Here is a 15,936-nt window from a genome sequence, read left to right as displayed (position 1 = left end):
TCTGCATAGCTAAGTCTGTTAGCTATGCAGAGAATATTAAAAAATCGAGTAACGGAACTCGTTTCAAGGCTCACCCCATGTCACAAAATCAGGATTCATCAGTTTCTCATCGCAGTTTCGCTTGGCGGGTTTTCCACTTTTTAGGTACGATGGAATTAGCGATCACTTTATTGATCACCCTAGCTATCGCCTCTGTAATCGGCACCGTTCTTCAGCAAAACCAACCCTATCCTGATTATCTTATAAAGTTTGGCCCGTATTGGTTTGACGTTTTTGAAAAGCTGGGCTTATATGATGTTTACAGTGCGATTTGGTTTTTAGCCATCCTAGCTTTACTGGTGATCTCGACATCCGTATGTGTGTTTCGTCACGCGCCTTCAATGTTCAAGGATATGTTCAATCTGAGAACCAATGTGCAACTGAAATCGTTACGGTCAATGCATCATCGTAGCGAATGGGGAGTGCCTCAGCTTCAAGCACAAACGGTAGAATCTCTTCAATCTACACTCTCATCCAATGGTTACAGAACTCGAATAACGGATAAGAATGGCAGTATTTTAGTCTCTGCAATGCGCGGTGGCATGAATCGTCTTGGATACATACTGACGCATGTGGCGATTATTGTTATCTGTGTAGGCGGTCTGTTTGATAGCAACTTACCATTAAAACTTGCCGAATGGCAGGGGCGCATTCATGTTGAAACGCGTAATTTACCCTTGCCACAAATTCCAAAAGAAAGCCGTCTTCCTGTCGGTCCGCAAGCCTTCAGAGGCAGTGTCAGTATTCCGGAAGGCAGAGCAGCGAGTGTCGCTTATCTGGCCATGCGTGATGGGTATTTAGTGCAAAACTTACCTTTCACCATCGAAGTAAAAGAGTTTCGTATAGAACATTACCCAACCGGGCAGCCGAAGTCGTTTGAATCTGATTTGGTCATTCATGATCCCGATTTGAAAAAGCCACTTGAGGCGACGATTGCGGTCAACCACCCACTTATCTATAAAGGTTATGCCATCTACCAGGCCAGCTTCGGTGATGGTGGCTCTGAGCTGACATTAAAAGCATGGCCTTTGTTTTCAGAAAAAGGTGAGCCCGTCAGCTTGCAGACAAAAGTCTTTGATACTCAGCAAATGTTGTGGGGTGATAAAGAAATGCAGCTTGAAATCACCGACTTTAGACCCTTCAATATCAATCCGGATCCTACCGAAGATAATCCGCAGAATGTACGCAATTTTGGTCCAAGCGTCGGATTCAAGCTTCGAGCCCCTACCGGTGAAGCATTGGAATATCAGAATTATATGAATCCGGTAGAACGTGATGGCAGATATTTTTATTTAAGTGGTGTGCGTAGCTCACCAGCAGAGGAGTTTGCTTATCTATATATACCTGCTGATGATAATGACGGTCTGGAAGGCTTCTATCATTTCCTGAAACGATTACATGATGAAACCGTGGTTAAGCAAGCTGCTGAAGAAATGAAACAAGCTACGCTTGCCAGCCTAAAAACGACGGATGATGACGTATTAGCACAAAGTTTACAAAAAACATTGGAAACCTTGGTTGAGATGTTTAACCGCGGTGGTTTTGGTGAAGTGAGTGACTTTATCGAAAAAACCTTACCAGAATCCGAGCGTGATGCCTTAGCTCCAGCTTATTTAGCGATGTTAAGAGAAATGTTGGGCCGTATTTACTTTTCAGGCTTGGATTTGCAACAAAATGAGACAGTTAATCAGTCTCAGATTTTGTTTCTACAGGATGCGATTGACGCGATAGGCAGTTTACCGCGCTACGGTTCTCCCGTGTTTTTGCAATTAACCGATTACCATCAAATTCAGTCAACAGGCTTACAAATAGCGCATGCGCCAGGAAAAAGTATTGTCTATTTAGGCTGTGCATTCCTCATCGCGGGTGTGTTTTTATTATTTTATTTACCACAGCGACGTTTCTGGGCTTGGGTTACTGAAAAAGAGGGTAAATCACAAATTTATCTGGCGGGGATGACGAATAGAAACCCTCGCGAATTTGATAGTTATTTTGAGGATATCAAAGCAAAACTTCAGTCAGAGTCGCGGAACTCTGACTAAGCATGATGTTCTTAGTTTCTGCTATGGGATGAGGCAAAATATATGACAGCACACCTCTCAACAATGAACTCGACGCAACAGACACCATGGGCAGCCTGGTTCTGGCGTGTGTTAATGGTATTAGTTAGTGTCGGTTTAATAGGTACTTATTACGAGATTCTCGATTATTATGAAATTACCATCATTGCTCTGACAGCAATCGGGATGGGTTTTCTTGGACAATATTGGCCGGGGTTTCGTTGGCACAGCCTGGTTGTTGCAGCGCTTAGCTTGATAGCTGTTTCATTGTATGGCCAAAACCTGCAAGCGGGAGAATCTAACTTCTGGCTCAATTATATACTTGCCAGTCAGTCTGCCTTTATGTGGATGAGTGCTTTATTTGTGATGGCGACGGTGACGTATTTCGCTGGCAATATTTTTCGTTCCGGTTTTACAGAAAAAGTCGGTAACGGCTTAACCTGGGCAGCGGTTACGATGGGTATGATCGGACTTATGGTGCGTTGGCGTGAGTCATATCTGCATGGTGCGGATATTGGCCATATCCCTGTCAGTAATCTCTATGAAGTCTTTATTCTTTTTTCGGTAGTGACTGCTTTGTTATATCTGTTTTATGAACGCCGATATCAAACCCGTAGTTTGGGTGGCTTCGTTTTATTGGTGATTAGCGCCGCGGTTATTTTCCAACTCTGGTATAGCTTTGAACGAAATGCTCATGAGATTCAGCCGCTTGTGCCAGCACTACAAAGCTACTGGATGAAAATTCATGTGCCTGCCAATTTTATTGGCTACGGTGCTTTTTCCATGGCAGCGATGATAGGTGTGGCCTATTTGCTGGTGGTATGGAGACAGCAGGTTAATCCTGACAGCCGCTGGGTTAAGGCGATGCCTGAATTGGGTCTGATGGATGACTTAATGTACAAGACTATTGCTTTGGGTTTTGCTTTCTTCACTCTAGCAACTATTTTAGGTGCCTTATGGGCGGCAGAAGCCTGGGGTGGTTATTGGTCATGGGATCCCAAAGAAACCTGGGCATTAATTGTCTGGCTGAACTACGCTGCTTGGCTTCATATGCGTTTAACGAAAGGTTGGAACGGGAAACCTATGGCATGGTGGGCAATCGTTGGGTTATTCGTGACCTTATTTGCCTTTCTTGGTGTCAATATGTTCTTAAGTGGCCTTCATTCGTATGGCACATTGTAATAATTAATTGAAAATAAAGGATACTCAACGATGATGAAATTAATGAAAACCCTTGCGACAGGACTATTTTTAGGCCTGGTTTCAACGGCAGCTTCTGCTGTGCCGATGAATTTCGTTGAAGGCACCCATTATTTTCCGACTACTGAGAAATTAGCGACACCGGATGATAATAAAATTGAAGTCGTTGAAATGTTTTCTTACACGTGCCCACACTGCTTTAAATTAGAGCCTGAAGTGGATGCCTGGAAAAAAACATTGCCAGAAAATGTACACTTTGTGAAAGTGCCTGCGATTTTCCGTGACAGCTGGTTAGAGTTGGCAAAAGTGTATTATGCCGCTGAAGCTATGGGTAATCTTGATAAAATTCATTCAAAATTATTCAATGCGATTCACGTTGAAAAACGCCGTTTAACGTCTGAAGATCAACTGCTTGATTTTGTTGCTGAGCAAGGTATTGACCGTGAAGAGTTCAAGAAAACAATGAATTCTTTCAGTGTGAAAGCAAAAGTCAAAAAAGCGCTTGTCATGAGCCAAACGTCAGGTATCACAGGCGTACCATCTTTTATTGTTAATGGTGCTTATCGTACGGATGCCAGTACAGCGGGCGGGGTACCTGAGTTATTTAACGTTGTGAATTTCCTGATAGAAAAATCATCTGAGAAGTAATAGAAAAAAGCCCGGTTCACCGGGCTTTTTTTATAAGGCTGCAGGTAATTTTTCGTCTACATCAGGTATAGATGGTGCTGCAGGCGTGGTCATATCTTCATGATGTAAGATGATATTTAAATATCGGCGCGTATTTTGTACATATCTCACCGGCTCACTGCCGCGAGCATAACCATGTTTGGTTTTTGAGTACCATTTTTTCTTTGAAAGTAATGGCAGGCTTTCTCTGACATCCGACCATGAGTCCGGATTTTTACCAATGCTTTGGGTGATCACTCTGGCATCTTCAAGATGGCCAAGACCTGTATTGTAGGCAGCTAAAGCAAACCAGGTACGGTCAGGATCTTTTATACGTTCGGGCAGGCGACTATATAACGATGCTAAGTAAGCTGCACCAGCGAAGATACTTTGCTCTGGATCTTCTCGATCGGTCACGCCGAGCTGTTTTGCTGTAGATCGCGTTAGCATCATCAAACCTTTTACGCCGGTGCTTGAAACGGCCTCTGGATTCCAGTGCGATTCCTGATAAGCCATGGCCGCCAGAAGATGCCAGTCAAAACCATATTCATCTGCTGCCGCTTTGAATAAGTCTTTGTATTGTGGCAAATGCGTTTGAATACGACGATGAATGGCACGCGTATCGACATAATCAAAGCGACGAATATGGCCATAGTATTTTTCTATTAACTTATCCAGTTCACCAGAGGCTTCAATATCATGGAAAAAATCCACTACCTCAAGATAAAGTGATTCATCATCTGTAGGGGCCATAGCCCAAGCTAATGGCTGAGGGTCAGAAATATCAAAAGCGACACGCAGTTCGGGGAAGAGTGATTGATTTGCTGACATTTCATTCGAGTCAACGATGGTGTAATCAATCAGTTCTAATTGCACCAGTTCGAGTAAGCCTCGACTGTCCAATTCTTTATTCTCGCGCCAGGAGAGTTCTGGTATTTCCTGTTGTAATGCCTGTAATTGTTCTACATGACTACTATCGGCTACGACTTCCAGAGTGCCGTTGACGATATCAGTAATATCTTTCGGCCTGATATTGCCATGTTTATAGACGAGCTGCTGTGTGACTTCATGATAAACCGGGCCAAAGCGTAATAATTCTTTACGCTGTTCGGTAACGGTTAAACCGGCGGCAGCAATGTCTGCGCGGCCTTCTTCAATCATATGCAGCATGGTGCCGAGATTTTCAGGCACAATGACTTTGAGTTTGACACCCAGGCGATCAGCAAAGCGTTCAGCAAGCTCATATTCAAAGCCCGCCAGAGCATCATTGCCCTTAACGTAATAGCTGGTCAGGCTGTATCGGTTTAGCACGCGCAACTCGCCTCGCTCTTTTATTTGATCGAGTTGGGGTGGAGCTTCTCCACATGCCGTTAACATGGCCATAGCAAGTAGAGAAATGATCAATCGTCTCAATGAGCTTCCTCAATGTTTTACCAGGCAAAGATTATTACTTTATATTGAGTTGAATGCATCCGTTATCGATCTGTATTTGTGATGAGACTACTGTTTTTATTGGATTTTTATAGATTTAGATTATAATTATCCACTTTTTTTCTATGGGAAATCATCGATGAATGCGCCAGAATTATTATTACCCGCGGGCAGTTTGCAGCACATGCGCTATGCCTATGCTTATGGTGCCGATGCGGTTTATGCTGGCCAGCCGCGCTATAGTTTGCGGGTGCGTAATAATGATTTCCATAAACTGCCTGTTTTGCAACAAGGTATTGAAGAAGCCCATGCTTTGGGTAAGCAGTTCTTTGTGGCAAGTAATCTGATGCCACACAATGCAAAAATTAAAACTTATATGGTGGATATGGAACCGGTGATTGAAATGCAGCCAGATGCATTGATTATGGCCGATCCTGGTTTAATCATGATGGTACGTGAACGCTGGCCAGAAATGCCGGTTCATTTATCTGTACAAGCCAATACCGTTAACTATCAGGCAGTGAAATTCTGGCAATCTATGGGGTTATCCAGAGTGATCCTATCACGCGAATTATCGTTGGATGAGATTGAAGAAATACGCCAGCTTTGTCCTGATATGGAGCTGGAGGTCTTTGTTCATGGTGCCTTATGTATTGCTTATTCAGGACGTTGTTTATTATCTGGTTATTTTAACCATCGAGATCCTAATCAAGGCACATGTACCAATGCCTGCCGTTGGGACTATAAAACGCATGCCAGTGATAATAATGATGATTCGCCACAGAAAATTGAGTTTAACGCCTTTGATGCGATGAATCAGCACAGTTTTTCTGATTGTGGCGGGCAAGAGAGACACCCGCTGGCAGATGAAGTGTATTTGATAGAAGAAACAAATCGGCCTGGCGAGTTGATGCCGATTTTTGAAGATGAACACGGCACCTACATCATGAATTCAAAAGATCTCCGGGCAATTCAGCATATCGAGAGATTAGTGAATATTGGTGTTGATTCACTGAAGATAGAAGGTCGTACCAAGTCCGTCTATTATGTTGCCCGCACCACTCAGATATATCGCCAGGCGATTGATGATGCACTGGCTGGCCGTCGATTTAACCCTGAGCTTATCGGTCAACTGGATAATCTTTCAAACCGCGGCTATACCGATGGCTTTTATCAACGACATCCGACTCAAGAACAGCAAAATTATTTACATGGTTATTCCAGTAATGAGCGTCAACAATATGTTGGTGAAGTCTTGGCGTATCATGCTGACAAGCAGTGTCTGGAGATTGATGTAAAAAACCGGTTTTCTGTCGGTGATAAATTAGAACTGGTTATGCCTGAAGGAAACAAAACGCTGATACTCGATAAGTTATTAGATAAAGAACGTCATGATATTGAACTGGCGCCTGGAAGTGGTCACAAAGTCTATATTCCTTATCAGGGGGATATCCCTGAGAAAGCATTACTTGCTCGATATCTTTAACGTCTTGCTCTGAAAAAGTTTTTGATGAGCTGGCTACTTTCTTCTTTTAAAACATTTGCTGTGCATTCGACCCGGTGATTGAGATTAGGTAAGGCAAAAGCATCTATGCAGCTACCGGCAGCGCCTGTTTTAGGTTCTGCTGTTGCGTAGATACAGCGAGCGATACGGGCATGAACAAGTGCGCCAGCACACATCATGCAAGGTTCAAGGGTGATGTAAATTTCAGAGCCTGGCAAACGGTAATTTTGCATCGTCTGGCAGGCCTGTCTCAAGGCAACAATTTCAGCATGTGCAGTGGCATCCTGGCTAGCAATGGGTTGATTCCACCCCTGGCCAATGATTTGGTCATCGAGGACAATAATCGCACCGACAGGGACTTCACCTTGAGCTTCGGCATTACGGGCAAGCGCTAATGCTTTCTGCATCCAATAATGGTCTTTTTCAGACATGAATATTGTATTTAATTAAGTTGAGTAAACGTTGGCTGCCGCCCTGACTTTGCTTGATTAACTGTTGTCCGGCTTCACCCATAGCGGTGCGTTTTGGAGGGTTTTTTAATAATTCGATCACCGTTGTAGCCAGCATTTCTGCATTATCTACCTGGATAGCTGCCTGAGCAGTAATAAACTGCTGTGTAATTTCAGCAAAATTAAAGACATGAGGTCCCACGATCACGGGACGAGATAATGCGGCTGGTTCAAGGATATTATGTCCACCCGTTGGAACCAGACTGCCTCCAACAAATGCGATATCAGAGCAGGCATAAAATATAGGGAGTTCACCCATACTATCAATGACAAGGATCTGAATATCACTCCGACAGAGACCATTTTCGCTGCGACGAAGAATTTTGAAGCCAGCACGTTGGCAGAGAGCCGCTACTTTATCAAATCGCTCTGGATGTCGAGGAACAATAATTAACAATAAATCTGGCACCTGAGCACGGATTTGGCGTGAGGCATTAAGAATAATTTCATCTTCACCTTCATGTGTACTGGCGGCAATAAAAACTGAGCGGTTCCCCCACATTGATCGAATGGCTTCAGCTTGCTCGACAATAGTAGGAGATAAATTGACTTCAAATTTGAGATTACCGACAGCATGCACTTTATCTCTATCGGCGCCAAGCTCTATAAAACGCTCACGATCTTGTTGAGCTTGGGCAGCTATCACGGTAAAGCTTTGTAGAATTTCTCGTGTTAGAGAAGGGATGCGCTGATAATCTTTTAATGAACGCTCAGACATCCTTGCATTGGCCAACACCAACGGAATATTTTGCTTACGGCAATGATGAATAAGATTGGGCCATAACTCAGTTTCCATAATGACACCAAATACAGGCTGGATAGCCTGTATAAATCGACGCATAATGACCGGCAAGTCATAGGGTAGATAACAGTGAATAACGTTATCTGCATATAATGCTTTTACCCGAGTGCTACCTGTCGGTGTCATTGTTGTAATGAGGATCTGATGCTCAGGGTATGTAGATTGGATTGCTGCAACCAAAGGCCGACAGGCCTCAACTTCCCCCATGGAAACGGCATGTACCCAGATAACTGACTTACTTTTATTGACGCTCGGCAGGGTGATTGCAAACCGCTCATCCCAACGTTTGAAGTAAGCACTGGCTTTTGTGCCTCGCCACAACAGACGCAGTAGGATAAAAGGTACAGCTAAAGTAAAAACGATATTATAAAAAACTCTCAAATCAGACTCATAAAGCAGCGAAAAGTAAGCAGGAATGATAGCATAGGCGCTACTTTGTGAAAGCAACAGAACCTGAATGAACATTTTCCATAAACAACTTCTACATCCCCGCTTTTGGTTAAGTTGGCTGGGGCTGTTACTTATGCGTTTGTCAGTGTATTTGCCAGCCAAATTACAATATCGTATTGGTATGCTGCTCGGTCAGTTGATGCAACCCTTTATGCGTTCAAGAGCAAAAGTGGTGCGACGAAATCTGGAGTTATGTTTTCCAGAGATGAGCGATGCTGAACGAGAATATCTCGTCAAGAAAATCCTTAAAAATACAGGCATGATGATGATCGAAACCGCGATAAGCTGGTGGGCATCTGATAGGCAACTTCGCCGACGTGTCACTTATGAAGGGCTAGAGCATTTAGAAGCGGCTAAAGCAAAGGGAAAGGGAGTTATTTTGCTAACAGGGCATTTCACCAGTATGGAGATTGGTGGTCGCTTAATTATGTTACAAACCCCGGCTTATGTGATGTTCAGACATCTTAAGAACCCCTTATTTAATGCCGTTATGATGCGTTCACGAATTTACCATAGCGAAGGTATTGTAATGCGGGATGATGTCAGAGCCATGTTGCGCGCATTACGTAAGAATAAAGTTGTCTGGTATGCGCCTGATCAAGACTTTGGCCCAAGAAATAGTATCTTTGCCAAATTTTTTGGTGTGACTGCGGCCACCATTCCTGCAACGGCCAGAATGGTAAAAATGACAGGGGCAGAAGTGGTGCCATTTGTGCCTAAACGTAATTCAGATGGTAGTTACCATATTCAAATTTTCCCTGCATGGGAGGCATATCCATCTGGCGATGATATCGTCGATGCTCAACGTATAAATGACTGGATTGAGTCTCAAATTCGACAGATGCCCGAACAATATTTCTGGTTACATCGTCGCTTTAAAACTCAACCCGACGGAAAAGGGCGTTTATATAAGAAAGTCAGATAATTAAAAGCTATAGCTTAAAATTAATGATTCTGCACCAGGATTATTCTCACCGATATTAGCATTGGATAGATGATATAAACCTAAGCCAAGTCGACTTTTATCACTAAATTGATAGGCAAGTTCGGCACCTGTTCTGAACTCAATATCGTAACCTAAATCAACCCCTCCACCTTGTTCATAAGCCGCAATAGCGAAGTTCGGTGTCAGTATCCAGTTGTTGTTGAGATAAATGTCATATCTCACACCAGCATAGCCCCAATAACCACCATCAGAAGTCAACGTTGCTCCAAGGGTAGGAATCAAATTAAAAGCCGACGCTTGTGGGGAAAATCGATATTCAACACCTATCTCAGCAGCAGTATTATCATCGAAAACCTCAAAGGCACCCACAGACAAAGACATTTGTGATTCTTGTTCTGCGAAAGCCATAGAAGGGAGAAGGAGGGTGAGTGCAATTGAGGCGTTACGAAGATGTTTATTCATCGTTGGGTTCCATGCCAGAATTTAATAAAAAGGCTTTATAACATGCCTATTATTTGTGAGGCAAGAATCCCAGCCATAAAAAAAGGCCACCCAAGGGTAGCCTTTTTTCGATCTGCAAAAGCAGCCAACAATTAACGTTTTGAGAATTGAGGACGTTTACGTGCTTTATGAAGACCAATTTTCTTACGTTCAACGGCACGAGCATCACGAGTGATAAAGCCTGCTTTACGCAATTCAGCTTTTAATTCGTTGTCGTATTCGACTAATGCGCGGCTGATACCGTGACGAATTGCACCGGCTTGACCATTATTACCACCACCACGAACGGTGATTTTCAGGTCAAATTTTTCAAGCATGTCAACTAACTCTAAAGGCTGACGAACAACCATGCGAGAAGTTTCACGACCGAAATAATCTTCCAGTGTGCGAGTGTTAATTGAAATGTTGCCGCTGCCTGGTTTCAGGAATACACGAGCTGTTGAGCTTTTGCGGCGACCTGTAGCGTAGTATGAATCTGCCATGACAATATCCGATTAGATTTCCAGCACTTTAGGCTGTTGAGCTGTATGAGGGTGTTCTGCGCCAGCGTAAACTTTCAGTTTGCCGAACATCGCGCGACCCAGCGGGTTTTTAGGAAGCATACCTTTGACAGCCGTCTGGATAACACGCTCAGGTGCTTTGTCGAGTTGTTTTTCCAGCGAGATAGACTTGATACCACCGATATGACCTGTGTGGTGATAATAAATTTTATCTTTCATTTTGTTACCAGTTACACGCAGTTTTTCAGCGTTGATAACAACAATGTAATCGCCAGTGTCGACATGTGGTGTGTAGATAGCTTTATGCTTTCCACGTAAACGACGTGCGATTTCAGTAGCCATACGGCCTAATGTTTTGCCGTCAGCATCAATAACGAACCAGTCACGACGAACTTCTGCTGGTTTTGCACTTATGGTTTTCATCCGCGAGTTGCTCCTGATAATTACGCAGGCGGGCTAAATAAAGAGGGAGAATATTACGCACTAAGGAAAAAGCTGTCAACCTTATTTAAGTAAACAACCAAAACAATAATACGCCAAGCACCAGACGATATAGTACGAATGGCCACATCCCAATACGATCAAGCATTTTTAGAAATAAGAAAATGCATAAATAGGCGCTAACGGCAGAAAATAATGCGCCAGCACATAAAGCAAACCAGTCTATCACAAGTTGTGATTCGATAAGCTCAATAATTTTTAAACCACCCGCGAGAACAATGACCGGAATTGATAACAGAAAAGAAAAACGAGCTGCAGCCTCTCGTGTTAGACCCAACATCAAACCTGCAGTAATTGTTATGCCTGAACGTGATGTACCTGGAATCAGCGCAATCGCCTGAGCAATGCCAATAAAAAGTACATCAAACCAATTTAGTCGATTTTCATTACGAATGCGTTTACCTTGCCAATCTGCCCAGCCCAATAACAGGCCAAAAACGATAGTGGTTGTCGCAATGACAAGTGGACTGCGGAAACTTGTTTCTACCAGGTCCCCTAAAAATAAACCTGCTAAACCGACAGGAATAGTGCCAAACAGCACTGCCCAAGCTAATTTACTGTCACCGATAGTCTGCTTTTGCGCAACTGACTTAAACCAGTCCACTATCAAGGCCCGAATTGTCCGACGGAAATAGATAATAACGGCAGTTAATGTTCCGACGTGAACGGCAACGTCAAAGGCCAATCCTTGATCCTGCCAGTCAGCAATAATAGGTAATAAAATAAGGTGAGCCGAGCTGGAAATAGGTAAAAATTCAGTCAGGCCTTGTAATAAGGCTAAGGCGATAATATGTAACAAATCCATGGCAAAAACAGTCGTCCAGAAGCTTATTTAATAAAAGGCTTAATTTATGTGGGTCATATTATAGTCGCGCCCGTGTTAAAATTGCCGCTCTTAAACATCACTCTTACTTTAGAAAGAGGCTTATCTGTCAACATGTCTAACCGAATTCGCGAGATTCCGTACAACTATACCTCATTTTCTGATCGTGAAATCGTCATTCGTTTCCTAGGGGAACCAATGTGGGAGGTTTTGCAGCAACTCCGTGAGCAACGCAAAACTGGCCGCTCAGCAAAAATGCTGTTTGAAGTTCTAGGAGATATGTGGGTTATCCAACGTAACCCATTTATTCAGGACGATTTAGTCGAAAACCAAAAGCGTTGGGGCTCGCTTCGTCATGTTTTGCATCATCGACTGGATCAAATTCGTATCCGCGCGGAAGAGAATAATAATGACCTTGCTCTGCAATTGGAGAAAAGTGCGCGTCAAGCAGTAGAGCGGTTTGAACGTAATTTATTGAGCACCGCGGAACGTAGAAAGATGGTGATGCGTCGTTTATCCAAAACGACAAAAAAACACAATATCCAGTTTGATGGTCTGGCCCGTGTCTCACATGTAACTGATGCCACTGACTGGCGTGTTGAATACCCACTAGCGGTAGTGACGCCAGACTCTGAAGAAGAAATGGCAAAAATTATTGCTGCCTGTATCGACTTAGGATTAACAGTTATTCCTCGTGGTGGTGGTACTGGTTATACCGGTGGCGCTATTCCGCTCACGGCTGAAAGTGTGGTGGTTAACACTGAAAAACTGGAAGGCCTGGGGGAAGTTATTTATCGCCATATTCCTGGTCGTGATGAAAAAGTGCCTACCGTTCGAGCTGAGGCCGGCGTTGTTACACGCCGTGTTTCTGACTTAGCTGATCGTAATGGTTTAGTGTTTGCTGTGGATCCAACCTCACAAGATGCATCCACCATCGGTGGTAATGTGGCGATGAATGCCGGTGGTAAAAAAGCCGTGATGTGGGGTACGGCACTAGATAATCTGCTGTCATGGAGAATGGTGACGCCGGATGCCACCTGGATGGAAGTGGAACGGTTAAACCATAACCTGAGCAAAATTCATGATATTGAGTATGCCGAGTTTAAAATAACGCGCTTTGAAGCTGATGGTAAAACCGCTATTGGTGAGCCAGACGTCATGAGAATACCTGCCAAAGAACTACGTAAGATTGGCTTAGGGAAAGACGTGACAAACAAATTCCTCGGTGGTTTGCCGGGCATACAAAAAGAAGGCTGTGATGGTTTGATCACGTCTTCTGTTTTTGTTCTGCATCGTATGCCTGACTATATCCGTACGGTCTGTCTTGAGTTTTTCGGTAATGACTTAAGTAAAGCCGTACCGGCTATCGTAGAGACCAAAGATTACCTGGACAATAACAAAAACGTGTTACTGGCCGGGATGGAACATCTTGATGAGCGCTATGTAAAAGCAGTTGACTACTCAACCAAAGCGCCGCGTTCAGTGGCGCCGAAGATGGTCTTGCTTATTGATGTGGTAGGGGATGATGAGGATGCGGTAGCAGAAGCCTGCTCTGAAGTGGTTCGTCTTGCCAATGCACGTGATGGTGAAGGCTTTGTGGCAGTCAGCCCTGAAGCGCGCAAACGTTTCTGGGCCGATCGTTCTCGGACAGCGGCGATTGCCAGACATACCAATGCGTTTAAGATTAATGAAGACGTCGTTATTCCTCTGGATCGTTTATCTGAATATAACGATGGTATTGAACGTATTAACATTGTTCAGTCCACTCGCAATAAGCTAAAAACAGCGAAAGCAGTGAAAACCTATTTGAGTTCTAATCCAAAAGAACTGAAAGAGTGTGGCAATAAAGATTTGAGTGATAGTGTTGAAAACGATGCCATCGTCAATTCTAAAAACGAAGCCGCATGCCGTCATGTCGATGTGGTCATGGCACGCTGGCAGAAAATTTTAGACAGCCTGGACAAGCCTGCTAAAGATTTAGCCGATCTGCTGTCTGATACTGCTACAGCCAATATCCTCGACGGTGATACATTATTTAATGTACTACAGCGTCGTGACTTACGTATTTCGTATCGTGAAGAAATGGAAAAACCCTTAAAAGAGTTATTCCAAGGGCAAGCGCTGAGTGTTTTACGTAATAAGCTGGACAGTATTCATAAAGAAAACCGTTCAGGTCGTTTGTTTGTCGCCACACACATGCATGCCGGTGATGGTAATGTTCACACGAACATTCCAGTCAATTCTAATGACTACGAAATGATGCATGATGCTGAAGGCATTGTCGATGAAGTGATGGCATTAGCTGGGCGCTTGGGTGGTGTTATTTCCGGTGAACATGGTATTGGTCTGACCAAGATGCAATATCTCGACAAAGCTACCATTGATGCCTTTGCCGGGTACAAACAGAAAGTGGATCCCAATGGCCATTTCAATGCCGGTAAGTTATTAGCCGGTTCTGGTCTGGACAATGCTTATACACCCTCATTACGCCTGTTAGAGCAGGAAGCGTTGATTCTTGAACAAAGTGATCTGGGTGACATCAACAATGACATCAAAGACTGTCTGAGATGTGGTAAGTGTAAGCCTGAGTGTACAACTCATGTGCCTCGTGCCAACTTACTATACTCACCACGGAATAAAATTCTTGGTACAGGCTTGATTATTGAAGCTTTCTTGTACGAGGAACAAACGCGCCGTGGTATTTCAGTTCGTCACTTTGAAGAGATGAATGATGTGGCGGATCACTGCACGGTATGTCACCGCTGTCTGAATCCTTGCCCGGTCAATATCGACTTTGGTGATGTCAGTATCAAACTACGTGAAGTGCTGAAGAAACAAGGCAAGCGTCGTCCAAATATTGGCACCTGGACATCGATGGCCTATCTGAATGCGACCGATCCTCTGACCGTGAAAATCATGCGTAAAACCATGATTGAGTGGGGGTATCAGGCTCAGAAAATGGCGCATGGTGTTGCTAAAACACTAGGCTTATTAGGCAGCAAGAAAAAACGTCCCCTGCCTACGACAGGTAAAACGCCGATTCGTGAGCAAGTCGTTCATTTCATGAAAAAGCCAATGCCAACAGGTTTGCCGACACAAACTACACGTGCCATGTTGGGTGTTGAAGATGAGAAAATGATTCCGATTCTACGTGATCCGAAAAAGGTCAATGATGAATCAGATGCCGTTTTCTACTTCCCGGGTTGTGGTTCTGAGCGTTTGTTCAGCCAGGTAGGTTTGGCGACCTTAGCCATGTTGTATGAAGTGGGCACTGAAACTGTGCTGCCCCCTGGCTATCTGTGTTGTGGTTACCCACAAGCATCAACAGGGGATAAGGAAAAAGCCACATCGATTTCGACATCTAATCAGGTGTTATTCCATCGCTTAGCGAATACGCTGAATTACATGGATATCAAAACCGTCATTGTCTCATGCGGTACCTGTATGGATCAGTTGCTGAAGTATCAGTTTGAGGCGATCTTCCCTGGCTGCCGCCTGTTGGATATTCATGAATATCTAATGGAAAAAGGTGTCAAGCTGGAAGGCGTGGAAGGGGTTCAGTATATGTATCACGACCCATGTCACACACCTATGAAAACATATCAGCCGACCTCTGTGGCCAGCACTTTAATGGGACAGGAAGTAGCATTAAATGATCGTTGCTGTGGTGAAGCCGGTTCGTTCGCTGTGGCGCGTCCAGATATTGCGACGCAGGTGCGTTTCCGTAAGGAAGAGGAAATTACTAAGGGGATTCAGGAACTGACCGGGCAGGATAAGGCGAAAAATGGCAATGTGAAAATGTTGACGTCATGCCCAGCCTGTCAACAAGGCCTGAGCCGCTACAGTGAAGATACGGGTATTGATACCGACTATATTGTGGTTGAAATTGCCAAACACCTGAAAGGGGATAACTGGCATAAAGACTTCATCGATAGTGTTAAACAAGGTGGTATTGAACGCGTATTACTCTAAGTTAATCGCAGAAAATACTATAAAAAAGGGAG

Annotated in this window: 13 protein-coding genes; 6 read left to right on the top strand and 7 right to left on the bottom strand. The window is 43.9% G+C overall.

The features are described from left to right. Positions 1-77: 77 nt before the first annotated feature. Genes MAMP_RS15015 through MAMP_RS15005 form a run of 3 tightly spaced genes read left to right on the top strand, consistent with a single transcriptional unit; the run spans position 78 to position 3,947 of the window. Complete coding sequence (locus tag MAMP_RS15015) at positions 78-2,081, top strand: cytochrome c biogenesis protein ResB (RefSeq protein WP_007146952.1); 2,004 nt, start codon at positions 78-80, stop codon at positions 2,079-2,081. Positions 2,082-2,123: 42 nt separating this feature from the next. After that, positions 2,124-3,281 (top strand): c-type cytochrome biogenesis protein CcsB, encoded by a 1,158-nt coding sequence (gene ccsB / locus MAMP_RS15010; RefSeq protein ID WP_007146951.1) that lies wholly within the window; start codon positions 2,124-2,126, stop codon positions 3,279-3,281. A gap of 30 nt (positions 3,282-3,311) precedes the next feature. Next, positions 3,312-3,947 carry a thiol:disulfide interchange protein DsbA/DsbL gene (locus MAMP_RS15005; protein ID WP_007146950.1) on the top strand — a complete coding sequence of 212 codons (636 nt, stop codon included), beginning with the start codon at positions 3,312-3,314 and terminating at the stop codon, positions 3,945-3,947. Between the two features lie 30 nt (positions 3,948-3,977). Here MAMP_RS15005 and mltF read toward each other — a convergent pair whose 3' ends face one another. Beyond that, positions 3,978-5,378 carry a membrane-bound lytic murein transglycosylase MltF gene (mltF, locus tag MAMP_RS15000; protein ID WP_007146949.1) on the bottom strand — a complete coding sequence of 467 codons (1,401 nt, stop codon included), beginning with the start codon at positions 5,376-5,378 and terminating at the stop codon, positions 3,978-3,980. A gap of 157 nt (positions 5,379-5,535) precedes the next feature. Between mltF and trhP the strand changes: the two genes are divergently transcribed. Continuing rightward, positions 5,536-6,882: a prephenate-dependent tRNA uridine(34) hydroxylase TrhP gene (gene trhP, locus MAMP_RS14995; protein WP_007146948.1), complete on the top strand. Its 1,347-nt coding sequence runs from the start codon at positions 5,536-5,538 to the stop codon at positions 6,880-6,882. Here trhP and tadA read toward each other — a convergent pair. Both tadA and waaA read right to left on the bottom strand, forming a co-directional pair. Beyond that, entirely contained in the window at positions 6,879-7,331 is a 453-nt protein-coding gene (gene tadA / locus MAMP_RS14990; protein ID WP_040576640.1) for a tRNA adenosine(34) deaminase TadA, read from the bottom strand. The genes trhP and tadA overlap by 4 nt on opposite strands. Beyond that, positions 7,324-8,592 carry a lipid IV(A) 3-deoxy-D-manno-octulosonic acid transferase gene (waaA, locus tag MAMP_RS14985; RefSeq protein ID WP_202796145.1) on the bottom strand — a complete coding sequence of 423 codons (1,269 nt, stop codon included), beginning with the start codon at positions 8,590-8,592 and terminating at the stop codon, positions 7,324-7,326. The genes tadA and waaA overlap by 8 nt, the downstream gene beginning before the upstream one ends. 76 nt (positions 8,593-8,668) lie before the next feature. On the opposite strand from waaA, the gene lpxL reads away from it, so the two are divergent. After that, positions 8,669-9,586 carry an LpxL/LpxP family Kdo(2)-lipid IV(A) lauroyl/palmitoleoyl acyltransferase gene (gene lpxL / locus MAMP_RS14980; RefSeq protein ID WP_007146946.1) on the top strand — a complete coding sequence of 306 codons (918 nt, stop codon included), beginning with the start codon at positions 8,669-8,671 and terminating at the stop codon, positions 9,584-9,586. Here lpxL and MAMP_RS14975 read toward each other — a convergent pair whose 3' ends face one another. From MAMP_RS14975 to MAMP_RS14960, 4 genes are all read right to left on the bottom strand, one after another. Next, a complete protein-coding gene (locus MAMP_RS14975; RefSeq protein ID WP_007146944.1) occupies positions 9,587-10,069 on the bottom strand; it encodes an acyloxyacyl hydrolase in 483 nt (160 codons plus the stop codon). It abuts the gene before it with no gap. Positions 10,070-10,200: 131 nt separating this feature from the next. Then, positions 10,201-10,590 carry a 30S ribosomal protein S9 gene (gene rpsI, locus MAMP_RS14970; RefSeq protein ID WP_007146943.1) on the bottom strand — a complete coding sequence of 130 codons (390 nt, stop codon included), beginning with the start codon at positions 10,588-10,590 and terminating at the stop codon, positions 10,201-10,203. 12 nt (positions 10,591-10,602) lie between these two features. Next, complete coding sequence (rplM, locus tag MAMP_RS14965; RefSeq protein ID WP_007146942.1) at positions 10,603-11,031, bottom strand: 50S ribosomal protein L13; 429 nt, start codon at positions 11,029-11,031, stop codon at positions 10,603-10,605. 85 nt (positions 11,032-11,116) lie between these two features. Continuing rightward, the gene (locus MAMP_RS14960; protein WP_007146941.1) at positions 11,117-11,914 is read right to left on the bottom strand and encodes an undecaprenyl-diphosphate phosphatase; all 798 of its coding nucleotides are present in this window, start codon (positions 11,912-11,914) and stop codon (positions 11,117-11,119) included. 132 nt (positions 11,915-12,046) lie between these two features. Between MAMP_RS14960 and MAMP_RS14955 the strand changes: the two genes are divergently transcribed. After that, positions 12,047-15,904, top strand: a complete 3,858-nt coding sequence (locus MAMP_RS14955) for a DUF3683 domain-containing protein (RefSeq protein ID WP_040576639.1) — start codon at positions 12,047-12,049, stop codon at positions 15,902-15,904. Positions 15,905-15,936 lie beyond the last annotated feature (32 nt).

The sequence above is a fragment of the Methylophaga thalassica MP genome (assembly GCF_000214595.1).
Lineage (GTDB): Bacteria > Pseudomonadota > Gammaproteobacteria > Nitrosococcales > Methylophagaceae > Methylophaga > Methylophaga thalassica.
The sequence above is the reverse complement of the archived record's forward strand: the minus strand, read 5'-3'. Positions and strand labels throughout refer to the sequence as shown.

Excerpts from the sequence above, each read along its gene's own strand:
- MAMP_RS15015 (WP_007146952.1), top strand. The coding sequence starts at position 78 with ATGTCACAAAATCAGGATTCATCAGTTTCTCATCGCAGTTTCGCTTGG.
- ccsB (WP_007146951.1), top strand. The coding sequence starts at position 2,124 with ATGACAGCACACCTCTCAACAATGAACTCGACGCAACAGACACCATGG.
- MAMP_RS15005 (WP_007146950.1), top strand. The coding sequence starts at position 3,312 with ATGATGAAATTAATGAAAACCCTTGCGACAGGACTATTTTTAGGCCTG.
- trhP (WP_007146948.1), top strand. The coding sequence starts at position 5,536 with ATGAATGCGCCAGAATTATTATTACCCGCGGGCAGTTTGCAGCACATG.
- tadA (WP_040576640.1), bottom strand. The coding sequence starts at position 7,331 with ATGTCTGAAAAAGACCATTATTGGATGCAGAAAGCATTAGCGCTTGCC.
- lpxL (WP_007146946.1), top strand. The coding sequence starts at position 8,669 with ATGAACATTTTCCATAAACAACTTCTACATCCCCGCTTTTGGTTAAGT.
- MAMP_RS14975 (WP_007146944.1), bottom strand. The coding sequence starts at position 10,069 with ATGAATAAACATCTTCGTAACGCCTCAATTGCACTCACCCTCCTTCTC.
- rpsI (WP_007146943.1), bottom strand. The coding sequence starts at position 10,590 with ATGGCAGATTCATACTACGCTACAGGTCGCCGCAAAAGCTCAACAGCT.
- rplM (WP_007146942.1), bottom strand. The coding sequence starts at position 11,031 with ATGAAAACCATAAGTGCAAAACCAGCAGAAGTTCGTCGTGACTGGTTC.
- MAMP_RS14960 (WP_007146941.1), bottom strand. The coding sequence starts at position 11,914 with ATGGATTTGTTACATATTATCGCCTTAGCCTTATTACAAGGCCTGACT.
- MAMP_RS14955 (WP_040576639.1), top strand. The coding sequence starts at position 12,047 with ATGTCTAACCGAATTCGCGAGATTCCGTACAACTATACCTCATTTTCT.